Source organism: Pseudomonas sp. A2 (assembly GCF_023100865.1).
Classification (GTDB): domain Bacteria; phylum Pseudomonadota; class Gammaproteobacteria; order Pseudomonadales; family Pseudomonadaceae; genus Aquipseudomonas; species Aquipseudomonas asiatica.
Map to the genome: position 1 here is coordinate 5,430,314 of NZ_CP039127.1, position 23,913 is coordinate 5,454,226.

Annotated in this window: 23 protein-coding genes; 16 read left to right on the top strand and 7 right to left on the bottom strand. The window is 64.1% G+C overall.

Annotated elements, in window-relative coordinates:
* Positions 1–102 precede the first annotated feature (102 nt).
* The 12 genes from E5221_RS25140 (at position 103) to E5221_RS25195 (ending at position 13,367) form a co-directional block, all read left to right on the top strand.
* Positions 103–492: a DUF2946 domain-containing protein gene (locus E5221_RS25140; RefSeq protein WP_024087799.1), complete on the top strand. Its 390-nt coding sequence runs from the start codon at positions 103–105 to the stop codon at positions 490–492.
* Positions 493–539: 47 nt separating this feature from the next.
* Positions 540–1,025, top strand: coding sequence for a copper chaperone PCu(A)C (locus E5221_RS25145; RefSeq protein ID WP_003257539.1), 486 nt, complete (start codon positions 540–542; stop codon positions 1,023–1,025).
* Positions 1,026–1,048: 23 nt separating this feature from the next.
* The gene (locus E5221_RS25150; protein WP_061550627.1) at positions 1,049–1,480 is read left to right on the top strand and encodes a DUF2946 domain-containing protein; all 432 of its coding nucleotides are present in this window, start codon (positions 1,049–1,051) and stop codon (positions 1,478–1,480) included.
* Between the two features lie 68 nt (positions 1,481–1,548).
* A complete protein-coding gene (locus tag E5221_RS25155; RefSeq protein WP_123084734.1) occupies positions 1,549–3,600 on the top strand; it encodes a TonB-dependent copper receptor in 2,052 nt (683 codons plus the stop codon).
* 58 nt (positions 3,601–3,658) lie between these two features.
* Positions 3,659–5,026, top strand: a complete 1,368-nt coding sequence (locus E5221_RS25160) for a PepSY domain-containing protein (RefSeq protein ID WP_247846606.1) — start codon at positions 3,659–3,661, stop codon at positions 5,024–5,026.
* 237 nt (positions 5,027–5,263) lie between these two features.
* The gene (gene cycA, locus E5221_RS25165; RefSeq protein WP_247846607.1) at positions 5,264–6,670 is read left to right on the top strand and encodes a D-serine/D-alanine/glycine transporter; all 1,407 of its coding nucleotides are present in this window, start codon (positions 5,264–5,266) and stop codon (positions 6,668–6,670) included.
* A gap of 487 nt (positions 6,671–7,157) precedes the next feature.
* Positions 7,158–8,423, top strand: coding sequence for an urea ABC transporter substrate-binding protein (gene urtA / locus E5221_RS25170; protein ID WP_013974390.1), 1,266 nt, complete (start codon positions 7,158–7,160; stop codon positions 8,421–8,423).
* 173 nt (positions 8,424–8,596) lie between these two features.
* Positions 8,597–10,051, top strand: coding sequence for an urea ABC transporter permease subunit UrtB (gene urtB / locus E5221_RS25175; protein WP_247847766.1), 1,455 nt, complete (start codon positions 8,597–8,599; stop codon positions 10,049–10,051).
* Positions 10,051–11,130, top strand: coding sequence for an urea ABC transporter permease subunit UrtC (urtC, locus tag E5221_RS25180; protein WP_025340800.1), 1,080 nt, complete (start codon positions 10,051–10,053; stop codon positions 11,128–11,130). Before urtB ends, urtC begins: the two co-directional genes overlap by 1 nt.
* The gene (gene urtD / locus E5221_RS25185; RefSeq protein ID WP_023660839.1) at positions 11,127–11,984 is read left to right on the top strand and encodes an urea ABC transporter ATP-binding protein UrtD; all 858 of its coding nucleotides are present in this window, start codon (positions 11,127–11,129) and stop codon (positions 11,982–11,984) included. Before urtC ends, urtD begins: the two co-directional genes overlap by 4 nt.
* A 137-nt stretch (positions 11,985–12,121) precedes the next feature.
* Positions 12,122–12,820, top strand: a complete 699-nt coding sequence (urtE, locus tag E5221_RS25190) for an urea ABC transporter ATP-binding subunit UrtE (RefSeq protein WP_023660838.1) — start codon at positions 12,122–12,124, stop codon at positions 12,818–12,820.
* Positions 12,821–12,851: 31 nt separating this feature from the next.
* Positions 12,852–13,367 carry a GNAT family N-acetyltransferase gene (locus E5221_RS25195; RefSeq protein WP_247846608.1) on the top strand — a complete coding sequence of 172 codons (516 nt, stop codon included), beginning with the start codon at positions 12,852–12,854 and terminating at the stop codon, positions 13,365–13,367.
* Between the two features lie 126 nt (positions 13,368–13,493).
* Here E5221_RS25195 and E5221_RS25200 read toward each other — a convergent pair whose 3' ends face one another.
* Complete coding sequence (locus tag E5221_RS25200) at positions 13,494–13,799, bottom strand: chaperone modulator CbpM (RefSeq protein ID WP_015271974.1); 306 nt, start codon at positions 13,797–13,799, stop codon at positions 13,494–13,496.
* A 2-nt stretch (positions 13,800–13,801) separates the two neighbouring features.
* Positions 13,802–14,755, bottom strand: coding sequence for a curved DNA-binding protein (gene cbpA / locus E5221_RS25205; protein WP_013974397.1), 954 nt, complete (start codon positions 14,753–14,755; stop codon positions 13,802–13,804).
* A gap of 164 nt (positions 14,756–14,919) precedes the next feature.
* Between cbpA and E5221_RS25210 the strand changes: the two genes are divergently transcribed.
* Positions 14,920–16,191, top strand: a complete 1,272-nt coding sequence (locus E5221_RS25210; protein WP_013974398.1) for an Hsp70 family protein — start codon at positions 14,920–14,922, stop codon at positions 16,189–16,191.
* Positions 16,192–16,325: 134 nt separating this feature from the next.
* On the opposite strand, the gene E5221_RS25215 is transcribed toward E5221_RS25210, so the two are convergent.
* The 3 genes from E5221_RS25215 to E5221_RS25225 all read right to left on the bottom strand — a co-directional run bounded on the left by E5221_RS25215 (position 16,326) and on the right by E5221_RS25225 (position 18,543).
* Positions 16,326–17,333, bottom strand: a complete 1,008-nt coding sequence (locus E5221_RS25215) for a hypothetical protein (RefSeq protein WP_015271976.1) — start codon at positions 17,331–17,333, stop codon at positions 16,326–16,328.
* A gap of 71 nt (positions 17,334–17,404) precedes the next feature.
* Positions 17,405–17,692, bottom strand: coding sequence for a PsiF family protein (locus tag E5221_RS25220; RefSeq protein WP_003258250.1), 288 nt, complete (start codon positions 17,690–17,692; stop codon positions 17,405–17,407).
* Positions 17,693–17,754: 62 nt separating this feature from the next.
* Entirely contained in the window at positions 17,755–18,543 is a 789-nt protein-coding gene (locus E5221_RS25225) for a helix-turn-helix transcriptional regulator (RefSeq protein WP_013974400.1), read from the bottom strand.
* Positions 18,544–18,757: 214 nt separating this feature from the next.
* Here E5221_RS25225 and E5221_RS25230 point away from each other — a divergent pair, with 214 nt between their 5' ends.
* Entirely contained in the window at positions 18,758–19,630 is an 873-nt protein-coding gene (locus E5221_RS25230; protein ID WP_039613530.1) for a DMT family transporter, read from the top strand.
* Here E5221_RS25230 and E5221_RS25235 read toward each other — a convergent pair.
* Positions 19,627–20,517 carry a triacylglycerol lipase gene (locus tag E5221_RS25235; RefSeq protein ID WP_015271979.1) on the bottom strand — a complete coding sequence of 297 codons (891 nt, stop codon included), beginning with the start codon at positions 20,515–20,517 and terminating at the stop codon, positions 19,627–19,629. The genes E5221_RS25230 and E5221_RS25235 overlap by 4 nt on opposite strands.
* A gap of 123 nt (positions 20,518–20,640) precedes the next feature.
* Between E5221_RS25235 and osmE the strand changes: the two genes are divergently transcribed.
* Together osmE and E5221_RS25245 are read left to right on the top strand one after the other, a co-directional pair.
* A complete protein-coding gene (osmE, locus tag E5221_RS25240) occupies positions 20,641–20,982 on the top strand; it encodes an osmotically-inducible lipoprotein OsmE (protein WP_003258245.1) in 342 nt (113 codons plus the stop codon).
* 48 nt (positions 20,983–21,030) lie between these two features.
* The gene (locus tag E5221_RS25245; protein ID WP_015271981.1) at positions 21,031–21,561 is read left to right on the top strand and encodes a ferritin-like domain-containing protein; all 531 of its coding nucleotides are present in this window, start codon (positions 21,031–21,033) and stop codon (positions 21,559–21,561) included.
* Positions 21,562–21,587: 26 nt separating this feature from the next.
* On the opposite strand, the gene E5221_RS25250 is transcribed toward E5221_RS25245, so the two are convergent.
* On the bottom strand, positions 21,588–23,654 hold the full coding sequence (locus tag E5221_RS25250) for an AsmA family protein (RefSeq protein ID WP_247846609.1): 2,067 nt from the start codon (positions 23,652–23,654) through the stop codon (positions 21,588–21,590).
* Positions 23,655–23,913: the final 259 nt, after the last annotated feature.

Below are 23,913 nucleotides of genomic sequence, written 5' to 3' on the forward strand. Positions count from 1 at the left end.
TGCCCCTCGAAGGGCCCGGCCTGCGTCACTTCACCGCACCCCGCCATTTTTACCTATACTCCGCCTTACAATACCCACCACGATTCCTGACCGGATCTCTCCATGCCCCCACGTCGGCACATCGCCTGGATAGCCTGCCTTGCAGTGCTGTTCAACCTGCTGGCCATGCCGCTGTCTTCCGCCGCGCCCAAGGGCCCGGCCGAGCAGCTGCTGTGGGGGGCCTTCTGTTCCAGCATGGCCAACAAGGCCAAGGTCGACGTCCAGGCCCTGGCCAAGATCGACCTCGGCCCGCAAAGCGACGACAGCGCCAGCATGATGAATTGCTGGTGCTGCTCCGGTGCCGCGCCACTGCTGGCCTTGCCCGGCTACCCGCCGCAGCTGCACAACCCGCCGATACTGCTGGCCGGCCTGCTGCCGCCACCCGCCGACTACCACGCCACGCCGCGCCAACTCTGGCCGGCGCTCAACCCCCGTGCCTCTCCGCTGGCCTGAGTTCATCACGCTGTCTGCCTGAACCTGAACAGAAACGGAGATTCACCATGCTCAAGCACGCCCTCGTCATGGCCGCCCTGTTGCTGCCCGGCGCCTTTGCCAATGCCCATGAATACAGCGTGGGTGACCTGCACATCGCCCACCCCTGGTCACTGCAGCTGCCCCCCAACGCCCCCAACGTCGCGGCGTATTTCGTGGTGCACAACAATGGCCAGGCCGACGACCGCCTGCTCGGTGTCGACAGCCCCATCAGCGATGACGCACAACTGCACGAGCATGCCATGAGCGCCAGCGGTGCCATGAAGATGCAGCAGGTACCCAGCGTGGTGGTGCCCGCCGGCAAGGACCTGACCTTCGCCCCCAGCGCCTACCATGTGATGCTGATGCAGCCCAAGGACCGCAGCCTGCTCAGCGACGGCAAGCGCTTCCCGTTGACCCTGCACTTCGAAAAGGCCGGCGATATCACCGTCGATGTGGCCGTGCAGAAGCAGGCGCCGACGGACCAGCCGCAAGCCCACGAACACGCGCACTGATCACCCGCTGAAAGGCACTCGTCATGAGCCTGCCGCGCAACAGCATCAGCCGTACCACCCGCCCTGACCGCAGGCGCGCCGGTGGCGGATGGCTGAGCCTGTTCGCCATGTGGATGATCTTCATCGGCCCGCTGATTTCCCAGTCGATGCCGATGGACCACCACGCCGGCATGAGCATGCCGATGGACATGCCGATGGCCACCGCCCATCAGCATGGCGGCGACGCCCATCACGGCCAGACTGGCGATGGCCAGCTGCATGTGATGTGGGAAAAGTGCGGTTACTGCAGCCTGTTGTTCAACTGCCCGGCCCTGCCCCAGGCCCTCAGCCCGCTCAGTGCCAGCAGCGTCGTACCCACCACCCACCTGTTCGCACCCACGCGCCAGGGCCATGCCCGGCAGGCTGTATTCCCCGGCGCGCGCAGCCGCGCCCCACCTTCCTCGATCAACGTCTGAACCCACATTTTTTGCGCACGGAGCCAGGAGGCTTCGCGCTGACCCATGACTGATCGACTGGAATCATTATGTCCGGCTGCACCCCTGTTTTTGCCTTGTCCCTGCGTGGGACCATCGCCGCCGTGTGCGGCTCGCTGCTCGCGCCCGTGGCCCTGGCCACCGACCCAGGCCATGAAGGCCATGCACACGACGCCCCCGAGCTGAGCCCGACGGTGATCACCGCCGTGGCCCCGAGCTCGCCGCTGACCGTGGTCACCAACCCGAAAGACCCGCGCCAGCCGGTGCCGGCCAGCGATGGCGCCGACTACCTGAAGACCATCCCCGGCTTCTCGGCCATCCGCGCCGGCGGCACCAACGGCGACCCTGTACTGCGCGGCATGTTCGGCTCGCGCCTGAACATCCTCACCAATGGCGGCCTGATGCTGGGCGCCTGCCCCAACCGCATGGATGCCCCTACGTCGTACATTTCGCCGGAAACCTACGACCGCCTGACCGTGATCAAAGGCCCGCAAAGCGTGATCTGGGGCCCGGGCGGCTCGGCGGGCACCATCCTCTTCGAGCGCGAGCCGGAGAAGTTCGGCACCCTCGGCAGCCGGGTCAACGCCAGCCTGCTGGCCGGTTCCAACGGCCGATTCGACAAGGTGCTGGACGCCGCCGCCGGCAACAACCTGGGCTACGCCCGTTTCGTCGGCAACCAGTCGCGCTCGGACGACTACCATGACGGCAGCGACAACACCGTGCCGTCACGCTGGGACAAATGGAACGGCGATGTCGCCCTCGGCTGGACGCCCGACCAGGACACCTTGCTGGAACTCACCGCCGGCAAGGGCGATGGCGAGGCCCGCTATGCCGGGCGCGGCATGGACGGCTCGCAGTTCAAGCGCGAAAGCCTGGGCCTGCGGTTTGAAAAGTCCAACCTCGGCGAGGTGCTCGACAAGGTCGAGGCGCAGGTCTACTACAACTACGCCGACCACGTGATGGACAACTACAGCCTGCGCACGCCTTCGGGCAGCGGCATGATGGGCATGCCGATGGTCAGCAACGTCGACCGCCGCACCATGGGCGCGCGCATCAAGGCCACCTGGCGCTGGGCCGATGTGCAACTGATCGGCGGCATCGACGCGCAGACCAACGAACATCGCAAACGCGGCGGCATGGGTGTGGACGCGCACAAGGGCCAGGCCTGGACCAAGGACGCCGACTTCCACAACTACGGTGCCTTCGGCGAGCTGACCTGGTACGTCAGCGGTGAGGACCGCATGATTACCGGTGCCCGCCTGGACCGCGCCTCGGCCCGCGACTTCCGCGCAACCAGCGCCACCAACGGCGACACCCGCGCCGATACCCTGCCCAGCGGTTTCGTCCGCTACGAGCACGACCTGGCAGCCATCCCGGCCACCACGTACATCGGCCTTGGTCATGCCCAGCGTTTCCCCGACTACTGGGAGCTGTTCTCGCCCAAGCTGGCACCACCCGGTGCGGCCAATGCTTTCGACGGTATCAAACCAGAGAAGACCACCCAGCTCGACTTCGGTGTCCAGTACCGCGACGAGCGCATGGAAGCCTGGGCGTCTGGCTACATCGGGCAGATCCGCGACTACATCCTGTTCGACTACCAGGGAATGAGCTCCCAGGCTCGCAACATCGACGCCCGCATCATGGGCGGCGAACTGGGCGCGGCCTACCAGCTGACGGAAAACTGGAAGGCCGACGCCACGCTGGCCTACGCCTGGGGCAAGAACAGCAGTGACGGCACAGCACTGCCGCAAATGCCGCCTCTGGAAAGCCGCCTGGGCCTGACCTACAGCCGCGATGCATGGAGCGTCGGCGCACTGTGGCGGCTGGTGGCGGCGCAGAACCGCATCGCCGAGAACCAGGGCAACGTGGTCGGCAAGGACTACGACAACAGCGCCGGCTTCGGCGTGTTCTCGCTCAATGGCGCCTACAAGGTAAGCAACCACCTCAAGCTCAGCGCGGGGGTCGACAACCTGTTCGACAAGACCTACGCCGAGCACTTGAACCTGGCCGGGAACGCCGGGTTCGGCTACCCGGCTAGCGATCCACAGCCGGTCAACGAGCCAGGCAGGACCTTCTGGACCAAGGTCGACTTCAGCTTCTGACAACAACAACGGGCGCGGCGCAGGTCGCGCCCATCTGCTGGTCAAACAGGAGGTTCCCATGAGAGGAACACGCGTCAACTTCTACAACCTGGCCTGGCGTTGGCACTTCTATGCGGGGCTGTTCGTGGCCCCGTTCATGATCCTGCTGGCAATCACCGGGATCATCTACCTGTTCAAACCGCAGCTCGACCCGCTGCTGTACCGCGAGCTGATGGTGGTCGAAGCCGGCCACCACCGACAGGGCGCGGACACGATGCTGGCCGAAGTGCGCAAGGCCTACCCCGAAGGCCACGTTGGCCAGTACCTGCCGCCGCTGGACGCCGAACGCAGCGCACAATTCGTGGTGCATGACGCCGGGCGCGAACTGAACGTGTTCGTCGACCCCTACAGCGGCAAAGTCCTCGGCGAACAGGATGGCAAGCAGAACCTGCAGGCCATCGCCCGCGCCCTGCATGGCGAACTGATGGTCGGCACGGTCGGTGACCGCCTGGTAGAACTGGCCGCGGGCTGGGGCATCGTGCTGGTGGTGTCGGGCCTGTACTTGTGGTGGCCACGCGGGCGCAATGGCGCTGGCGTGCTGTGGCCACGGCTCTCGGCACGCGGCCGACTGTTCTGGCGCGACCTGCATGCGGTAACCGGCTTCTGGGGCTCGGCCTTGTTGCTGCTGATGCTGCTCAGCGGCATGACCTGGACCGGCCTGTGGGGCAAGCAGTACGCCGACTTGTGGAACCGCTTTCCGGCGGCCATGTGGAACGACGTGCCCAAATCGGACCAGCAGGCGGGTGAACTCAACAGCGCACACCGCCAGACCGTGCCGTGGGCGATGGAAAACACGCCGATGCCACAGTCCGGTGCACACGCCGAACATGCCGGGCATCACATGACGTCGAGCGCGCCCGCAGCGCCACAGGTAAGCCTGCAGCAAGTCGAAGACATCGCAACCGCGCGCCAGGTCGAGCCGGGTTACAGCATTACCGCGCCGACCACGGCCGATGGCGTGTTCACCATTGCGGTGTTCGCCGACGACCCACGCAACGACGCCACCCTGCATGTGGAACAGTACACCGGCAAGGTGCTGGCCGATGTGCGCTGGCAGGACTACAGCCCGGTGGCGCGCGCTACCGAACTGGGTGTGATGCTGCATGAAGGCAAGATGTTCGGGGCGTTCAACCAGATCATCATCCTGCTGGTGTGCCTGATGATCCTGCTGGGCTCGGTGAGCGGGCTGGTGATGTGGTGGAAGCGCAGGCCGGCCGGCGGGCTGGGCGTGCCGCCGCTGCGCCATGACCTGCCGCGCTGGAAGGCGGCGGTGGGGGTGATGCTGGTGCTGGGGTTGATGTTCCCGCTGGTGGGGGTGTCGATGGTGGTGATGTGGCTGGTGGATAGCCTGGTGGTCAGGCGCGGCCGGGTGCTGGCCAGCGCTTGAGCCTTGCTTTGTCTGTGCCGGCCCTTTCGCGGGTAAAGCCGCTCCCACAGGTTCTGCGCCAGGCCTGAGGGCAGCGCGGTCCCTGTAGGAGCGGGTTCACCCGCGAAGAGGCCGGCACAGGCATGAGACTGCTACCCAAAAGTCGAGTCGATCTGTCGCGCCCCGAACTGGAACGCGCGTGTTAGCCTAGCCGGCTACCTCTGACAAGACGACCGACCGTCCAACGGAATGCAGCCTATGACGCAAACCTCACCCACAGCGCCAGATGAACAGCATCTGCAGCGCAACCTGACCAACCGCCACATCCAGCTGATCGCCATTGGCGGCGCAATCGGTACCGGCCTGTTCATGGGCTCGGGCAAGACCATCAGCCTGGCCGGGCCGTCGATCATCTTCGTCTACATGATCATCGGCTTCATGCTGTTCTTCGTCATGCGCGCCATGGGCGAACTGCTGCTGTCGAACCTCAACTACAAGTCGTTCATCGATTTTTCCGCCGACCTGCTCGGCCCCTGGGCAGGCTACTTCACCGGCTGGACCTACTGGTTCTGCTGGGTGGTCACCGGCATCGCCGACGTGGTCGCGATCGCGGCCTATACGCAGTTCTGGTTCCCCGAACTGCCGCAGTGGATACCGGCGCTGACCTGCGTAGGGCTGCTGCTGTCGCTGAACCTGGTGACGGTGAAGATGTTCGGTGAAATGGAGTTCTGGTTCGCCCTGATCAAGATTGTCGCCATCATCGGCCTGGTCGCCACCGGCCTGTACATGGTCATCACCGGCTTCACCTCGCCCAGCGGGCGCACCGCGCAACTGGCCAACCTGTGGAATGACGGCGGCATGTTCCCCAATGGCCTGATGGGCTTCTTCGCCGGCTTCCAGATCGCCGTGTTCGCTTTCGTCGGCATCGAGTTGGTGGGTACAACCGCCGCCGAAGCGAAGAACCCGGAGCGCACCCTGCCGCGGGCGATCAACTCGATCCCGGTACGCATCATCGTGTTCTATGTGCTGGCGCTGATCGCGATCATGGCCGTGACCCCATGGCGCGACGTGGTGCCGGGCAAGAGCCCGTTCGTGGAGTTGTTCGTGCTGGCCGGCCTGCCGGCGGCGGCGAGCATCATCAACTTCGTGGTGCTGACCTCGGCGGCCTCCTCTGCCAACAGCGGCGTTTTCTCCACCAGCCGCATGCTCTACGGCCTGAGCCAGGAGGGTGACGCACCCAAGGCATTCGAGAAACTGTCGAGCCGCTCGGTACCTGCCAACGGCTTGTACTTCTCCTGCACCTGCCTGCTGCTGGGCGCAGTGCTGATCTACCTGGTGCCGAACGTGGTCGAGGCATTCACCCTGGTCACCACCGTTTCGGCGGTGCTGTTCATGTTCGTCTGGACACTGATCCTGCTGTCGTACCTGAAGTACCGCAAACACCGCGCGGCACTGCACCAGGCCTCGGAGTACAAGATGCCAGGCGGGCGCTTCATGTGCTACGTGTGCCTGGTGTTCTTTGCCTTCATCCTGGTGTTGCTGAGCCTGGAGGACGATACCCGTGCGGCGTTGCTGGTGACGCCGATCTGGTTTGTGCTGCTGGCGGTGACCTATCAGGGGGTGCGCAGCAAGCGCCATCCGCGCACGGCAGTGCGTAACGGCTGATGACCCTGGGGGTTGCTCTGCAGCCCTTTCGCCGGCAAGCCAGCTCTCATAGAACAACACATGACTCATTGGTTCGGCGAGGTCCTGTAGGAGCAGCCTTGTGCTGCGAAGAGGCCGGGGCTGACAAAGCCTGTCTATTGGCTGTACCGGCCTCTTCGCAGCACAAGGCTGCTCCTACAAAGGACGCGTCAGACGAGCGATATTGGTTCTCTGCGCGACAGCGCAGCCCAAAGGGCTGGGCAATCTCCCACAGGGACAGCGCATGGCTCAAGGCCGATGCGGTCGAGGTGGGAGCTGGCTTGCCGGCGATGGGCCGCACAACGGCCCCAATCCTGTGCACACAAATCCATCAGGCACCAACCTGGATCCAACCAACGCCCCAACACCTCGCACAACCCCTCTATTGCGCACCTTCCGCCGTTAGGCACACCCCTTGCAACACCCCTCCCCGCTTGCCCAACACATAAAAACTCAGCGGAGAGAGCACATGAAGCGACGCAGTCTGATCAAGGCCTTCACCCTTAGCGCATCGATTGCCGCAATGGGCCTGAGCTGGAGCATCCAGGCCGCCGAAACCATCAAGGTCGGCATCCTGCATTCGCTGTCGGGGACCATGGCCATTTCCGAGACTTCGCTCAAGGACATGGCGCTGATGACCATCGAGCAGATCAACGCCAAGGGCGGCGTGAACGGCAAGCTGCTCGAGCCGGTGGTGGTCGACCCGGCCTCCAACTGGCCGCTGTTCGCCGAAAAGAGCCGCCAGCTACTGACCCAGGACAAGGTGGCAGTGGTGTTCGGCTGCTGGACCTCGGTATCGCGCAAGTCGGTATTGCCAGTGTTCGAGGAACTGAACGGCCTTCTGTTCTACCCGGTGCAGTACGAAGGTGAAGAGATGTCGCCAAACGTGTTCTACACCGGCGCCGCGCCCAACCAGCAGGCGATCCCGGCCGTGGAGTACCTGATGAGCGAGGACGGCGGCAGCGCCAAGCGCTTCTTCCTGCTGGGCACCGACTACGTCTACCCGCGCACCACCAACAAGATCCTGCGCGCCTTCCTGCATAGCAAGGGCGTGGCCGACAAGGACATCGAAGAGGTGTACACCCCGTTCGGCCACAGCGATTACCAGACCATCGTCGCCAACATCAAGAAGTTCTCTGCTGGCGGCAAGACAGCCGTCATTTCCACCGTCAACGGCGATTCCAATGTGCCGTTCTACAAGGAGCTGGCCAACCAGGGCCTGAAGGCCACCGATGTGCCAGTGGTGGCTTTCTCGGTGGGCGAGGAAGAACTGCGCGGCATCGACACCAAGCCTCTGGTGGGCCATCTGGCGGCGTGGAACTACTTCGAGTCTGTGGATAACCCGGTCAACCAGAAGTTCGTCGCCGACTGGAAGGCCTACGCCAAGGCCAAGGGCCTGCCAGGCGCCGACAAGGCGGTGACCAACGACCCGATGGAGGCCACCTACGTGGGCATCCACATGTGGGCGCAGGCAGTGGAAAAAGCTAAGTCCACCGATGTCGACAAGGTGCGCGAGGCACTGGCCGGGCAAAGTTTCGAGGCGCCGTCCGGCTTCACCCTGACCATGGACAAGACCAACCACCACCTGCACAAGCCGGTGATGATCGGCGAGATCCAGGATGACGGGCAGTTCAGCGTGGTGTGGGAGACCGAGCAACCGCTGCGGGCGCAGCCATGGAGCCCGTTCATTCCCGGCAACGACAAGCGCCCTGATTACGCCGTGAAAGGTAACTGAGAGCCGTTAGGGCCGCCTTGCGGCCCATTCGCGGGTGAACCCGCTCCCACAGGTTCGGTGCAAGGTTCGAAACCTGTGCGGTCCCTGTGGGAGCGGGTTTACCCGCGAAGAATCCACCGCTGTATTCCAGGATTGCTCGCATGCTTAGACTCCTGCTAACTCTTCTCCTGCTGATGCCCTTGGCAACCCAGGCCAGCGAGGGCGAATTCTTCCTCGCTGCCAAGCCCGCCGAGCAAGCCCGCCTGCTCGAAGGCTGGGCCGCACAACCCGATACCGCGCGCCTGGCGCTGCTGGACAACCTGCGCCAGGGCCGCATCGCCGCCGACGACACGCGCAAGGTGCGCCTGAACAACCGCCTGCGTGGCCTGATCGACAATGCCTTGGCTAGCCACCAGTTGCTCAGCGACAACAGCGACATCCGCCTGGCCGCTGCCCAACAACTACAGAAAAGCGCGCAACCGGCGCAAATGGCTTTCCTCGACCGGCGCTTCGCCAGCGAACCGGATGCCGCCGTGCACGCCGCCCTCGGCCTTGCCCTGGCCAACCTGCAACTAGGTGCCAGCGAGCCGGCAGTACGTTTGGCCGCCGTTCGCCTGCTCGGCGAAACCGGTGACCCGCTGGCCCGCACCCGCCTCGAAGCCTTGCTGCAACCCAACGCGGAAACCGACCCGGGCGTGCGCACCGCCGCCGAAACCAGCCTGGCCCAGGTGCAGCGCAAGCTGCTGGCCGGCGAACTGCTCGGCCAGGCCTTCAGCGGCCTGTCGCTGGGCTCGATCCTGCTGCTGGCAGCCCTTGGCCTGGCCATCACCTTCGGCCTGCTCGGGGTGATCAACATGGCCCACGGCGAAATGCTGATGCTCGGCGCCTACAGCACCTACATGGTCCAGGTACTGCTGCAGCGCTACGCCCCTGGCGCCATCGAGTTCTACCCACTGATCGCCCTGCCGGTGGCCTTCACCGTCAGTGCCGGCGTCGGCATGGCGCTGGAGCGCACGGTAATCCGCCACCTGTATGGCCGCCCTCTGGAAACCCTGCTGGCGACCTGGGGCATCAGCCTGATCCTGATCCAGACCATCCGCCTGCTGTTCGGCGCGCAGAACGTCGAAGTCAGCAACCCGGCCTGGCTGTCGGGTGGCATCCAGCTGCTGCCCAATCTGGTACTGCCGTACAACCGCCTGGTGATCATCGGCTTCGCCCTGGCCGTGGTACTGCTCACCTGGCTGCTGCTCAACCGCACGCGGCTGGGCCTGAACGTGCGCGCGGTCACCCAGAACCGCAACATGGCCGCCTGCTGCGGCGTGTCCACCGGGCGCGTCGACATGCTCGCCTTCGGCCTCGGCTCGGGCATCGCCGGGCTAGGCGGCGTGGCCCTGAGCCAGGTCGGCAACGTCGGCCCGGACCTGGGCCAGAGCTACATCATCGACTCGTTCCTGGTGGTGGTGCTCGGCGGCGTCGGCCAATTGGCCGGCAGCCTGTGGGCAGCCTTCGGCCTTGGCATCGCCAACAAGCTGCTGGAGCCGCAGATCGGCGCCGTGCTCGGCAAGATCCTCATCCTTGCGTTGATCATTCTGTTCATCCAGAAGCGCCCGCAAGGCCTGTTCGCCCTCAAGGGACGGGTAATCGACTGATGAACCAGCCACTGCTTGTCACCGCTACGCAAAAGGCCGGGCCACGCCTGACCCTGGCCATCGGCGCCGTCGTCGTCCTGTTGCTTGTGGCCCTGCCGCTGCTGTCGCTGCTGCCGGCGGACCATGCCCTGCAGGTGTCGGCCTACACCCTGACCCTGGTCGGCAAGATCCTCTGCTACGCCATCGTCGCCCTGGCCCTGGACCTGGTCTGGGGCTACGCCGGGCTGCTGTCGCTGGGCCACGGGCTGTTCTTCGCCCTCGGTGGCTACGCCATGGGCATGTACCTGATGCGCCAGGCCGCCGGTGACGGCCTGCCAGGGTTCATGACCTTCCTGTCGTGGAGCGAGCTGCCGTGGTACTGGGCTGGCACCCAGCATTTCGCCTGGGCCCTGTGCCTGGTGGTGCTGGCGCCCGGGCTGCTGGCGCTGGTGTTCGGCTGGTTCGCCTTTCGCTCGCGGATCAAGGGCGTGTACTTCTCGATCATGACCCAGGCGCTGACCTTCGCCGGCATGTTGCTGTTCTTCCGCAACGAAACCGGCTTTGGCGGCAACAACGGCTTTACCAGCTTCCGCACCATCCTTGGCTTCGACATCGCCGCCCAAGGCACCCGCGCGGTGCTGTTCCTGCTCACCGTCGGCCTGCTGCTGGCCAGCCTGTACCTGTGCTGGCGCCTGACCCGCAGCAAGTTCGGCCGCCTGCTCACCGCCGTGCGCGACGCCGAAAACCGGCTGATGTTCTGTGGCTACGACCCGCGTGGTTTCAAGTTGCTGGTGTGGGTGCTCAGCGCCGTACTGTGCGGCCTGGCCGGTGCGCTGTACGTACCGCAGGTAGGCATCATCAACCCCAGCGAGATGTCGCCGACCAACTCCATCGAAGCCGCCGTGTGGGTGGCCCTGGGCGGGCGCGGCACCTTGATCGGCCCGCTGCTCGGCGCCGGCCTGGTCAATGGCATGAAAAGCTGGTTCACCGTGGCCTTCCCGGAGTTCTGGCTGTTCTTCCTCGGTGCGCTGTTCATCCTCGTCACTCTGTACCTGCCCAAGGGCGTGGTCGGCCTGTTGAAGAAAAGGAGCCAGCCATGAGAGGCGTGCCCCCGGTACACCCGGAATTCATGCTCGAACCGGTGTTCGACAACCTCGGCGCCAGCCGCGACGCCATCGGCCTGGGCCAAAGCCGCAAGACCGGCCTCGACACCCGCCACGGTACGGTGCTGAGCCTGGAAGACATCAGCGTCAGCTTCGATGGCTTCAAGGCACTGAACGCGCTGAACCTGTACATCGGCGTGGGCGAGCTGCGTTGCATCATCGGCCCCAACGGTGCCGGCAAGACCACGATGATGGATGTGATCACTGGCAAGACCAGGCCCGACAGCGGTACGGCCTATTTTGGCGACACCCTCGACCTGACCCGCATGAGCGAATACCAGATCGCCCAGGCCGGCATAGGCCGCAAGTTCCAGAAGCCCACGGTGTTCGAGGCGCTGACGGTGTTCGAAAACCTGGAGCTGGCGCTGAAGACCGACAAGTCGGTATGGGCCAGCCTGGCAGCGCGCTTGGGTGGGGAGCAGCGCCAGCGCATCGAGGAGGTTTTGGGCACCTTGCGCCTGCTGCCGCTGGCCCAGCGCCAGGCGGGCTTGCTGTCGCATGGGCAGAAGCAGTTCCTGGAGATCGGCATGCTGCTGGTGCAGGAGCCGCAACTGCTGTTGTTGGACGAGCCGGTAGCGGGCATGACCGATGCCGAGACCGAGTTCACCGCCGAGCTGTTCAAGGGGCTGGCTGGCAAGCATTCGCTGATGGTGGTGGAGCACGACATGGGGTTTGTCGGCAGCATTGCCGACCATGTGACCGTGCTGCACCAGGGCAGCGTGCTGGCGGAAGGGTCGCTGGAACAGGTGCAGGCGGATGAGCGGGTGGTCGAGGTGTATCTGGGCCGCTAGACATTGAAACCTGTGCCGGCCTCTTCGCGGGTAAACCCGCTCCCACACAGGCCTGAAGAGCTGCGCGGTCCTTGTGGGAGCGGGTTTACCCGCGAAAGGGCCGGCACAGGCACAGCAACAATTTCAGGAATACACACATGCTCAAGATCGACACCCTGCACCAGTATTACGGCGGCAGCCACATCCTCCGGGGCCTGTCCTTCGAGGCCAAGGTTGGCGAAGTCACCTGCCTGCTGGGCCGCAACGGCGTGGGCAAGACCACCCTGCTGCGCTGCCTGATGGGGCTGGTACCCGCTCGCGACGGCAGCATCGAATGGGAAGGCAAGCCGATCACCAGCCTCAAGCCCCAGCAACGGGTCCACGCCGGCATCGCCTACGTGCCCCAGGGCCGCGAGATCTTCCCCCGCCTCACTGTCGAGGAAAACCTGCTGATGGGCCTGTCGCGCTTTCCCGCCCGTGAAGCGCGCGAAGTACCATCCTTCATCTACGAACTGTTTCCCGTGCTGGAACAGATGAAGCAACGCCGTGGCGGTGACCTGTCCGGCGGCCAGCAGCAACAGCTGGCCATCGGCCGCGCCCTGGCCAGCCGCCCGCGGCTGCTAATCCTCGACGAGCCCACCGAGGGCATCCAGCCTTCGGTGATCAAGGAGATAGGCGCAGTCATCCGCCGCCTGGCCGAGCGTGGCGACATGGCAATCCTGCTGGTGGAGCAGTTCTACGACTTCGCCGAGGAGCTGGCCGACCAGTACCTGGTGATGGCCCGTGGCGAGATCATCCAGCGGGGCCGCGGCGAAAACATGCAGGCCGAAGGTGTGCGCGGGCTGGTAACCATTTAATCTGCAAGCAACGACCCTGCGAGACGCTGTCATGAGTCATGAAATCCGCGACGCCCTGCCTTCCGACGTGCCGGGCATCCTCGACATCTACAACGACGCGGTGCGCAACACCACGGCGATCTGGAACGAAACCCCGGTGGACCTGGCCAACCGCCTGGCCTGGTTTGCCGCACGTGCGCAGCAGGGTTACCCGATCCTGGTGGCGGTGGATGAGAGCGGTGTGCTGGGCTATGCGTCGTTTGGCGACTGGCGGCCGTTCGAGGGCTTTCGCCTTACCGTTGAGCATTCGGTGTATATCCGCGGCGACCAGCGAGGCAAGGGGCTGGGGCCGGTGCTGATGGCAGCGCTGGTCGAGCGTGCGCGCGAGTGTGGCAAGCATGTGATGGTGGCGGCCATCGAGAGCGGCAATGGAGCGTCGGTGCGCCTGCACGAGCGGCTGGGCTTCGTGGTGACCGGGCAGATGCCGCAGGTGGGGGTGAAGTTTGGCCGGTGGCTGGACTTGACCTTCATGCAGCTGGTGCTGAACCCGGGGGCAGAACCAAGCTGAATTTGATTTCGCCTGTACTGGCCTCTTCGCGGGTGAACCCGCTCCCACAGGTACTGCACACATCTCAGGAATCGTGCGATCCCTGTGGGAGCGGGTTCACCCGCGAAGAGGCCGGGCCTGCAAACCTCACATCTGGGTAAACCTGCCCAACCGCTGCCTCAGCATGCTGTTCTCGCTGCGCAGTTGCCGCACTTCCTGCAGCAGCTCCAGCGCCAGCGCCACCCCTTCCCACTCCAGTTCCAGCTCCTGATGCAGCTTCGCCGCGCGTTTGGCCAGCAACGGCGCCTGATCGTCGAACAACCAGTCCTCCGGCGTTCGCCCGGAAGGTTCGACAATGCCGTGCTCGACGATTTCGATCACGCAGTCAGCCGTGAGATCGGCCTCCTGACACAAGGTACGCATGTCCAGTTGAACGATCAGGGTGCTGCTCATGATCACTTACTCCATTGTGTCCTCGGGTTGAACGCAGCCTTCTCGGAAAGCTTGGTCCACAGTTCGCGGGCAGACTCGTCGGATGCTGGTGGCATGACCACTTTCAGTTGCGCGTAAAGGTTGCCACGCTCGCCACTCTTGTTGGCCAGGCCCTTGCCCGGTACGCGCAGGCGCTGGCCGCTCTGGCTGTCGGGGCGGATGGTGAGGTTGATCTTGCCGTCCAGGGTCGGCACGGCCACCTTGGCGCCCAGTGCTGCCTCCCACGGTGCCAGCGGCACGGTGATGATCAGGTCATGACCTTCGACATCGAACAGCGGGTGCGGTGCCATGCGAATGGTCAGGAACAGGTCGCCATTGGCCCCGCCACCACTGCCCGGCGCGCCCTGGCCCTTTAGGCGGATACGCTCGCCGTCGGTCACACCGGCCGGGATCTTCACGTTCAGAGTCTTGGTAGTGAAGCCGGTGCGCTGGCCCATGGCATTGGTCTGCGGCACCTGGAAGCTGATCTGCTTGGACTCCTTGCTCAGGGTCTCTTCAAGGAATACCGCCAGTTCTAGCTCCACGTCCTGCCCCCGCCTGCCGGCGCTGCGTTGCTGCTGCCGGGCACCACCGAACGGGTTGCCCCCCCGGCCACCAAAGATCGAGCTGAAAAAGTCGGAGAAATCACCGCCTTCGAAGCCGCCACCACCGCCACGGTTCTCCCAGCCCGGTGGCGCCTGGAACGGCCGGCCATGCTGGCCACCGTACTTGCGGATTTCATCGTACTCGGCACGTTTCTGCGCGTCGCCCAGTACTTCGTAGGCCTCGTTGGCCTCCTTGAATTTTTCCTCGGCGTCGCGCTCCTTGCTGACATCGGGGTGATACTTGCGCGCCAGCTTGCGGTACGCGGCCTTGATCGCCTTTTCGTCCGCCGCGGGCTCTACGCCGAGTATCTTGTAATAGTCTTTGAAGTCCATCTATGGATCACCAATGTGAATGTGCGTGTTGCAAGAGAAGATAGGGGTCAAGCATAGCCTTTCAAGACCACCTTGGGGTTGCTCCATGGCAGACGATCGGTCTTGATTCTGTAGCCAACTGGCATACACTGCGCGGCCGTTTTGCCTCCGGAAGCTCATTCCCCATGTCTGACGTATCCCCGGCCCGCGCCCTGGGCATCGACTTTGGCACCTCCAACTCCACGGTCGGCTGGCACCGCCCAGGCGCCGAGTCGCTGATTGCCCTGGAAGACGGCAAGATCACGTTGCCCTCTGTGGTGTTCTTCAACATCGAGGAGCGTCGCCCGGTATATGGCCGCCTGGCACTGCACGAGTACCTGGAAGGCTACGAAGGCCGCCTGATGCGTTCGCTGAAAAGCCTGCTGGGCTCCAAGCTGATCAAGCACGATACCAGCGTGCTGGGCAGCGCCCTGCCGTTCAAGGACCTGCTGGGCATGTTCATCGGCGAGCTGAAAAAACGCGCAGAGGCCGCTGCCGGGCGGGAGTTCGAGCAGGTGGTGCTGGGCCGTCCGGTGTTCTTCGTCGACGAAGACCCTGCCGCCGACCAGGAGGCCGAGGACACCCTGGCCGAAGTGGCGCGCAAGATCGGCTTCAAGGATGTTTCCTTCCAGTACGAGCCGATTGCCGCGGCCTTCGACTACGAGTCGAGCATCAGCCGCGAAGAACTGGTGCTGATCGTCGACATCGGCGGTGGTACCTCGGACTTCACCCTGATCCGCCTGTCGCCCGAGCGCCACCTGGTCGCCGAGCGCCAGAGCGACATCCTCGCCACCGGCGGTGTGCACATTGGCGGTACCGACTTCGACAAGCAGCTGAGCCTGCAGGGCGTGATGCCGCTGTTCGGCTACGGCAGCCGCATGAAGAGCGGCGCGCTGATGCCAACCAGCTATCACCTCAATCTCGCCACCTGGCACACCATCAACGCCCTGTACTCGCAGAAGTCTCAGCTGGCGCTGGGCAGCATGCGCTATGACATCGAGGACACGTTGGGCATCGACCGCCTGTTCAAACTGATCGAAGAGCGTGCCGGCCACTGGTTGGCGATGGAAGTGGAGGCCAGCAAGATCGAGCTGACCGAACAGCAGAGCCGCCACGTCGACCTAGGCCGCATCGAGCGCGATCTGGGCGTGGACCTGTCTCGAGCGCTGTTCGAGGGGGCTATCGAAGGGTTGCTGGAGCGGGTGCGTGGTAGCGTGAGCGAACTGCTGGCCAAGGCTGGAGTGAGCGAGACCCAGGTCGATACGGTGTTCTTCACCGGCGGTTCCAGCGGGATTCCGGCGTTGCGCAACAGCGTGTCGGCGATGCTGCCGAATGCGCGGCATGTGGAAGGCAACATCTTTGGCAGCATTGGTAGCGGGTTGGCCATCGAGGCGCGCAAGCGCTACGGCGTAGCCTGAGCCATCCCTTTCCCCTGTGCCGGCCTCTTCGCGGGTAAACCCGCTCCCACAGGGTCCCCGCAAGTCTTGAGAGAAGTGGCATACCTGTGGGAGCGGGTTTACCCGCGAAGAGGCCGGTACTGGTCAATAAAGAATCAGACCAGTTCGGCCCGCTTCAGCTCACTCTTCAGGTAGGCATAGTAGATCGGCCCCGCCACCACCCCAGGCAGCCCGAATGCCGCTTCGAACACCAGCATCGCCAGCAGCAGCTCCCAAGACTTGGCACTGATCTGCCCGCCCACGATCCGCGCGTTGAGGAAGTACTCGACCTTGTGGATGACGATCAGGTAACCCAGCGCCGCCGCCGCCACCCAGATCGACAGCGACAGGCCGACGATAGTGATCAGGGTATTCGACATCAGGTTGCCGATCACCGGCAGCAGGCCCAGCAGGAAGGTCAGCACGATCAGCGTCTTGGTCAGCGGCAGGTGCACGTCGAACATCGGCAGCACCACGGCCAGGAAGATACCCGTGAACGTAGTGTTGAGCAGCGAAATCTTGATCTGCGCGAAGACGATGTTGCGAAACGCCTTCACCAGCAGGCTCAGGCGCTCGAACAGCGCCGCTGCCAGCGGCTTGCGCCGGGATATGTCGGGGATGCGCTGCAAGGCGACGATGGCACCGAGGATCATGCCGATCAACAAGGTGACGAACATGTGCGCCATACCCTTGCCCACCAGCTGCAGGTCGCTCAGGTGGCTCTTGATCCAGTCACCGATGGCCACCTTGAACTCCGCCGCACTGGCCGGCAGGTAGCCTTCGATGAACGGCGGCAGCTGGCTACGGGCGCGCTCCACCAGGGCCATGAACTTGTCCAGCGAGGCCCCGGGGTTTTCCGCCTCGTGCAGCAAAAAGCTGAAGGCACCGGCAAACAGCAAGGTCAGGGTACTGACAACCAGCGTGCCTAGCAGCGCCACAGCCAGCCACCGGGCGCGCTGCCCGGCGAGCAGCGGCTGCAGCCGCGGCGTGAGCATGTTGACCAGCTCGAACACCAGCAGGCCGGCCAGCAGGCTTGGCAGCAATTTCAGGGGCAACGCCAGCAACAGGCCGGCAAATACGATGATCCAGCTGGCCAGGGTGACCTGGCGGGGGGTGAAGGTCATACAGCCTCAACGGCAGACAACGGGAAAGACCCGCAGTCTGCCAGCCTTACGTCTGCAGGCATAGGCGCAGGTCATTTCTTCTTCAGGCAGTCGCTCATGAACGCTTTGCGTTCGTCACCCTTGAGGGCCTTGGTGGTGGCGTCGGCGTTGCAGGTTTTCATCTTCTCTTGCTGGGTTTGTGGCACATCCTTCTTCAGGCAGGTGCTCATGAAAGCTTTGCGCTCATCGCCCTTGAGGGCCTTGGCGGTGGCGTCGGCGTTGCAGGTTTTCATCTTTTCCTGCTGCGCGGTATTGGCGGCGAAGCCTTGTGCGCTGAACAACACCGCCAATACCAGTAAGGGGATTTGCAGCACTTTCATGGAGTATCTCCTTGGCTCCGCGCCCGATGCACGGGGGTCGAGCTGAGTGTAGCCAAGAATTCTCAACGCCCTGCCCGTGCCTGGCGACGGTATTGCTCGGGCGTGCACTGGGCCTGGCGCTGGAACATGGCGATGAACGCCGAGGCGCTGCTGTAGCCGAGGTCGAAGGCGATGGCCTGGATCGGCTGGCCGGCTTCAAGCGCCTCGATGGCGCGCAAAAAGCGCAGGCGCAGCCGCCATTCACCAAAACTGATGCCCAGCTCGCGCAGGAACTGCCGGGCCAAAGTACGTTCGCTGACATGAATCTGGGCGGCCCATTCGCCCAGCGGGCGGTTGTCGCCCGGCTCGGCACCAAGGGCATCGAGCACCTGGCGCAAGCCCTCGCTGTGGGCAAACGGCAGGTAGCAAGCCTGAGTTGGCGCCAGCAGCAGCTGGTCGAGCAGCACCTGCGCCAGGCGCTGGTCGCGCTCGCCCTCGGCCACCCGCAGGTCGCGCCGGGCGAAGTCGGCGAGGATGGCCTTGAGGATGTCGCTGATCATCAGGCTGCACGGTTGCTGCGGCAGTGCGGCGCACAGGCTGCGGTCCAGGTAGACCGAACGGTAGACGATGGCCTGCGGGTTGTAGCAACCATGCTCGGTGTCGGGCGGCACCCACACGGCGTATTGCGGCGGCGACAGGAAGTGCTGGCCAGCTACCTCCAGGTGCATCACGCCGTGGGCGGTGTAGTTGAGCTGGCCCCAGGCGTGGCGATGCAGGGCGCTGCGGGTGTCGGCACCGAACTCGTCGTGGCGGAAGTACACCGCGGCCGGGAGCCGGGTGAACTGGGGAATATCGAGGTATTTGCGCGGCATGCTGTCTGCTTTGCGGGGTGGGTTGTCTGGATAGGAGTATAGGCTTGTGGACAGACAGTTGATAATGGCTGCCATCGGGGCCTGCTGCGCAGGCCATCGCGACACAAGGCCGCTCCTACAGGGACCCGCGTTGCCTTCCGGGCCTGTGCGATACCTGTATGTCGCGATGGGCTGCAAAGCAGCCCCAATCAGTCCAAAACGAGTAAGCCGCTACATGAACTACCTGTTCCCCCTGACCGCCATCCTGATATGGGCCGGCAACACCGTGGTCACCAAGATGTCCGCCGGCGCCATCCACCCCGCCGAGATCGGCTTCTACCGCTGGCTGCTGGCCGCGCTGTTGTTCACCCCGTTCCTGCTGCCCGCCGTGTGGCGCAATCGCGCGGCCATTCGCCCGCACCTGGGCAAGGTTTTCGTGCTGGGCGTGCTGGGCATGGCGCTGTACCAGAGCCTGGCCTACTTTGCCGCCGGCATCACCAGCGCCACCAACATGGGCATCATCCTTTCGCTGATGCCACTGATGTCATTGGCATTGTCCATCGCCTGGCTGGGCCAGCGCCTGAGCTACGGTGCCCTGCTGGGCGCGCTGGTGTCATTTTTCGGCGTGCTTGAAGTGGTCAGCGCCGGCCACCCCGCCAGCCTGCTGCAACAAGGCTTGAACAGCGGCGACCTGCTGATGCTGGTGGCCACACTGGCCTACGCGCTGTACAGCTTCCTGCTGAAGAAATGGCAGCTGCGCCTGCCGCCGATGCAGCTGCTGTACCTGCAGGTGCTGGTAGCCATCGTCGTGTTGCTGCCGCTGTTCGTGCTGTCGGACAAGACTGGCCTGAACAGCCGCAACGTAGGCCTGGTGCTGTACGCCTGCGTGCTGGCCTCGATGATCGCGCCCCTGGTGTGGATGCAGGCCGTGCACCGCCTGGGGCCCAGCCGCACCACGCTGTTCTTCAACCTGCTGCCGCTGGTCACGGCACTGATCGCCGCCGTGGTGCTCGATGAGCAGCTGGCCCGCTATCACCTGGTCGGCGGCCTGCTGACCCTGGCGGGCGTGGTGCTGGCCGAGCGCTGGACCACACCGATCCGTCGCTAGAGCCCTGCCGCCTTGAGCCGGGCGGCATGTTCGGTGAAAAGCCGCACCGGTTCGGCACCCTTGCCCACCGCACCAAGCGACTGGTTGACGATATCCAGGTGGTCGAGCGGGTAATCATCGCCGATCACCTGCCCCAGGTGCGAACTGAAGCGCCCGACCATTCCGTCGCAATAGCCCTTTTCCTTGACGAAACTGCGCGCGAACAGGCGGCAGAAGTGGCTGCTGCCGTCGAAACGGTTGCGCCGCTGGTCGGTCAGGCCGGGCTGCAAGGTGCCGGACCAGGAGTAATAACGCACGCCATCGACCTCATAGGCCCCCTCCCCGCCCCAGGTGTCTGGCAACCCCTGTGGATAAGCCTGGTTGAACAGCGCCACACCTGCACTGGTCAGTGACTGGTGCGAGGCGTGTACATCCACCGGCAACGGGTCACGGCGCCAGCCGGTTTCCAGCCACACCAGCAGCACGGCCAAGCCATGCAGCACGGCCTTCAGGATGCGCCCCTGCGGGGAATCGCCCGGTGCCGTGCGTTCCAGGTAGTCGGCCAGTTCCGAGCCATGGTTGGGCCCTGCCACCGAAGTGACCGAAGCCACCCGCCCAGGCCGCCTGGCAGCCGCGTAGCGCGCGCTCAGGGCGCCCTGGCTGTGGCCGATGAGGTTGACCTTTTCCGCTCCGGTACGCAGGCAGATGTCTTCGATGATCGCCAGCAACTGCTCGCCGCGCACCTCGCTGGAATGCAGTGGCGAAACCTGCACCGGGAACACCTGCGCCCCGCCCTGGCGCAGGGCCGGCACGATGCCGAACCAGTAGGGGTAGAGCACTACCCGGACAAAACCGAGCATGCCCGGCACCAGCACCAACGGGTATCGCGTGGCCAATTCCTGCTGCATTGCCCCAGCCCCTTTCCGTGGACGACCGGCCAACACTACAGCGGCCTTGATGACCATCGCAATCGAACTCCCGCCGCGCGCTGCGGTTCCAAACCACACAGACCCTTTGCAAGGAGCGGGACCATGTACAAGCAGACCCTGGCAATCCTTCTGGCAAGCGCCACCCTCGTCGCCTGCGGCAGCCGCCCGGAAAACCCGGTGGACTACGTCACCTACCGCGACGAACCGCTGGTCAAGCAGGTGGAAAAAGGCATGACCATGCAGAAAGTCATCGCCATCGGCGGCAGCCCGTCCAACGTCATCGACCTCCCCCATGGCGGCACCTGCAACGACTACATCCTCAACCACGATGGCCACCAGCAGCCCTACTACGTGCGCTTCGACGCCACCGGCCATGTCGACGCCAAGGGCTTCAAGACTTGCAAACAACGCGAAGAAGACAGCGACGCCGTCCACGGCGCCTAAGCCTTCCAGGCCATATCCATGACCACCCTGATGTTCCAGGAGATGAACATGAATGCGAATGAACTGACCGATGTACAAACCCTGCGCGAACGTGCCCGTCAGCATGTCGAGCAAGGTGCGGTGACCGAGGGTTACGATGCTGATCGCCAACAGATCCTGCGCCTGCTCAATGATTCACTGGCCACAGAGCTGGTCTGCGTGCTGCGCTACAAGCGTCACTACTTCATGGCCAGCGGCATCAAGGCCAGCGTGGCTGCCGATGAATTCCTCGAGCATGCCAACCAGGAAGCCGAACACGCCGACAAGCTTGCCGAACGGATCGTGCAGTTGGGTGGAGAGCCGGATTTCAACCCGGACAATTTGAGCAAGCGGTCCCATGCCCAATATGTGGCGGGCACTTCATTGAAGGAGATGGTGCTGGAAGACCTGGTGGCGGAGCGGATCGCCATCGATAGCTATCGCGAGATCATTCGGTACATCGGGGATAAAGATCCGACTACGCGGCGGATTTTTGAAGACATCCTCGCGCAGGAAGAAGAGCACGCGGACGATATGTCCGACCTGTTGCAAGGGTTGTAAGCGCAGGGGGCCGCGTTGCGGCCCCATCATTTCTTGCTTTTCACCACCGCCGGCGCCTTGCCCGCCTTCATCTGCTGCAACAGCGGCGTGCACTGGTTGGGATCATCCCCGCTGCTAGGCGCAATCAGCGCCAGCAACCCCGCCGCCGGCCCGGCAACCACGCCCAACGCCACCATTCCCGCTCCGCGTAATGCCAGCGGCACCGCCTGCACCCCGGCACTGGGCTTGGCGAACGGCCCGCGCACATACAGCGGCGAGCGCAGCGAGAACAGCCGCAACCCTTTCGACTCGGGGGTAATTTTCAGGTCCAGCTGCTCCGTGGCGAAATTGGCCGTGCCGTTGATGTAGATGATCGCGTTCTCGGTATCGAAGATGAACAGGCGCGTGGTCGCCAGGCCATCCTTGATACCCACGTCAGCCGCTGCGCAGTTGATCTTCACATCCTCATCGCCAAACAGCTTGCCGACCACATAGTTGCCCACGTTCAACCCGGCAATCTCCATCAGGCTGCGGCTGATGGCACCATCGTTGATCAGCATGCGCAGGTCGCCATTGGCGGTGCCCAGCAAGGCGGCTACCGAGTTGCCCCGGCCGGTGATATCGGCATCGCCATTCAACTCACCGAAGCTGGTCTGCATCGGCGCAAAGGAGGGGAACAACTGCTTGAGCTTGAAGCCCCGCGCCGTCAGCCGGGCACGCCCCTGCAACGGTACGTTGCGGCCATCCAGGCGAATCCTGGAAGCCAGGTTGCCGCCAGCCACGCCAAAACGCAGGGGCTCCAGGCGCAGCAGGCCGTCCTCCAGGATCACGTGGGCCGACAGGTCGTTGAACGGCAGTTGCGCGCTGTGCACGATGCGCTTGCCAGCGAAGGTGACGTCGGCGTCCATCGCGCGCCAGCGCTCGGTGCGGAACTCTTCCACTGGCAGCACCTTGCCCTCCGGCTGCTTGCTGGCACCACCGCGGGCTTTCTGCTCGGCGTTGGAGTCGGCACCGATCAGCGGTGCCAGGTCCTTGAACAACAACTGGTTGGACACCAGGTTGCCGGACAGCTTGGGCCGTGGCTGGCTGGCAACGAAGGCCAGGTCGCCATGGATATCGCTGTCACCGATCTTGCCGTTGAAACCCTGGTAATTGAAGGTCGCACCCTGCGCCGCGTGGAGGTTGGCGCTGAGGTGGCCGTCGGTGGAATAGGCCGGGGTGTCGGGCAAGGTTACGCCGGTCAACGGGTAGAGGTTGCCCAGGCTGGCCCCGGACAGGCGCAGGCGCAGGTCGAGGGCGCCGAGGTTGCGCGGGTCGGTCAGGGTGCCGGCGAGCACCACATGGGTGTCGGCGATGCGCACGTCAGCCTGCAGCGGGAACGGCTGGCTGGCGTCCTGCAGGGCCAGCAGGCCGCCGATCTTGCCGGTGCCGGACACCGGCTGGCCTTTGTAGCGGCCCTGGGCCTTGAGCCCGAAAGCATAGTCCTGCGCGGCACCGGCCTTCTCGGCGCTGGCCTTGCCGACGATGTCGCTGAACGGGACAGGCTTGCCCAGCGGGTCGATCTGCACCTTCATGCTGGTTTTCAGGGTTTGGTCATCGAAGCTGACATTGCCCTGGTCGAAGCCGATGGCGCCAATGTCCAGCTGCCATTTGGAAGGCTCTGCGTTTTCATCCTTGGGGCCGAAGTCGAAGTTCCAGTTGGCGCGGCCGTCAGCCAGGCGGGTGAGACTGGCTGAAGGCTTGGTGAGGTCGATGCGCGGGATGCTGATCTGCTGGAACAGCAGCGGCAGCGGCGCCAGGCGGAACGCCACGCGCTCCAGGCCGACCATCTTCGGTTCCTTGAGCCACTCGGGGTTGCCCAGGGTCAGGTCTTCGGCAATGAAGTGCGGCCAGGGCACCCAGGCACGCCAGCCCCCCTCTTCTGGTTCGGTGCGCCAGTCCACGGCAAGGTTGCCATTGATCGCGAAGGGCCGCTGCAGGGCCTCGGAGACTTTCTCGTTGAGCAGGGGCTTGACGCGGTTCCAGTCGAAGGTGGCAATCACCACCACCAGGATCGCCAGCAGGGTCAGCAGGCTGGTGAAGGTCCAGACGAGGATTCTGGCGGGACGCGTCATTGCGTGATTCTCCTTGCGGTATGGCACAGAACAGGTGCAGCGGTGGCACTCAATATCTCGGACTGATGAAAACCCGTGGGGTTTTATCGATGGCGCCATGATAGCGATGTTTTTTCTGGCCTTTTGCTCAGCAAATCGTCGCGCCAGACCGTACGTGTTACCTGCAAAAAGCGCCATCAAATTGCCATCTAACGTTCTGTAAAGCGCTTTCTAGAGCAGTTTTAAATCTCTATCAATACGGTCGATTGTTACCATTACC

Bases quoted from the DNA above. Each gene is read 5' to 3' on its own strand.
- urtA (WP_013974390.1), top strand. From the start codon at position 7,158: ATGAAGCGACGCAGTCTGATCAAGGCCTTCACCCTTAGCGCATCGATT.
- urtD (WP_023660839.1), top strand. From the start codon at position 11,127: ATGAGAGGCGTGCCCCCGGTACACCCGGAATTCATGCTCGAACCGGTG.
- E5221_RS25220 (WP_003258250.1), bottom strand. From the start codon at position 17,692: ATGAAAGTGCTGCAAATCCCCTTACTGGTATTGGCGGTGTTGTTCAGC.
- E5221_RS25150 (WP_061550627.1), top strand. From the start codon at position 1,049: ATGAGCCTGCCGCGCAACAGCATCAGCCGTACCACCCGCCCTGACCGC.
- cbpA (WP_013974397.1), bottom strand. From the start codon at position 14,755: ATGGACTTCAAAGACTATTACAAGATACTCGGCGTAGAGCCCGCGGCG.
- E5221_RS25200 (WP_015271974.1), bottom strand. From the start codon at position 13,799: ATGAGCAGCACCCTGATCGTTCAACTGGACATGCGTACCTTGTGTCAG.
- E5221_RS25210 (WP_013974398.1), top strand. From the start codon at position 14,920: ATGTCTGACGTATCCCCGGCCCGCGCCCTGGGCATCGACTTTGGCACC.
- E5221_RS25140 (WP_024087799.1), top strand. From the start codon at position 103: ATGCCCCCACGTCGGCACATCGCCTGGATAGCCTGCCTTGCAGTGCTG.
- E5221_RS25195 (WP_247846608.1), top strand. From the start codon at position 12,852: ATGAGTCATGAAATCCGCGACGCCCTGCCTTCCGACGTGCCGGGCATC.
- E5221_RS25155 (WP_123084734.1), top strand. From the start codon at position 1,549: ATGTCCGGCTGCACCCCTGTTTTTGCCTTGTCCCTGCGTGGGACCATC.
- E5221_RS25215 (WP_015271976.1), bottom strand. From the start codon at position 17,333: ATGACCTTCACCCCCCGCCAGGTCACCCTGGCCAGCTGGATCATCGTA.
- E5221_RS25160 (WP_247846606.1), top strand. From the start codon at position 3,659: ATGAGAGGAACACGCGTCAACTTCTACAACCTGGCCTGGCGTTGGCAC.
- E5221_RS25225 (WP_013974400.1), bottom strand. From the start codon at position 18,543: ATGCCGCGCAAATACCTCGATATTCCCCAGTTCACCCGGCTCCCGGCC.
- E5221_RS25235 (WP_015271979.1), bottom strand. From the start codon at position 20,517: ATGCAGCAGGAATTGGCCACGCGATACCCGTTGGTGCTGGTGCCGGGC.
- urtC (WP_025340800.1), top strand. From the start codon at position 10,051: ATGAACCAGCCACTGCTTGTCACCGCTACGCAAAAGGCCGGGCCACGC.
- osmE (WP_003258245.1), top strand. From the start codon at position 20,641: ATGTACAAGCAGACCCTGGCAATCCTTCTGGCAAGCGCCACCCTCGTC.
- E5221_RS25145 (WP_003257539.1), top strand. From the start codon at position 540: ATGCTCAAGCACGCCCTCGTCATGGCCGCCCTGTTGCTGCCCGGCGCC.
- urtB (WP_247847766.1), top strand. From the start codon at position 8,597: ATGCCCTTGGCAACCCAGGCCAGCGAGGGCGAATTCTTCCTCGCTGCC.
- E5221_RS25245 (WP_015271981.1), top strand. From the start codon at position 21,031: ATGAATGCGAATGAACTGACCGATGTACAAACCCTGCGCGAACGTGCC.
- urtE (WP_023660838.1), top strand. From the start codon at position 12,122: ATGCTCAAGATCGACACCCTGCACCAGTATTACGGCGGCAGCCACATC.
- cycA (WP_247846607.1), top strand. From the start codon at position 5,264: ATGACGCAAACCTCACCCACAGCGCCAGATGAACAGCATCTGCAGCGC.
- E5221_RS25250 (WP_247846609.1), bottom strand. From the start codon at position 23,654: ATGACGCGTCCCGCCAGAATCCTCGTCTGGACCTTCACCAGCCTGCTG.
- E5221_RS25230 (WP_039613530.1), top strand. From the start codon at position 18,758: ATGAACTACCTGTTCCCCCTGACCGCCATCCTGATATGGGCCGGCAAC.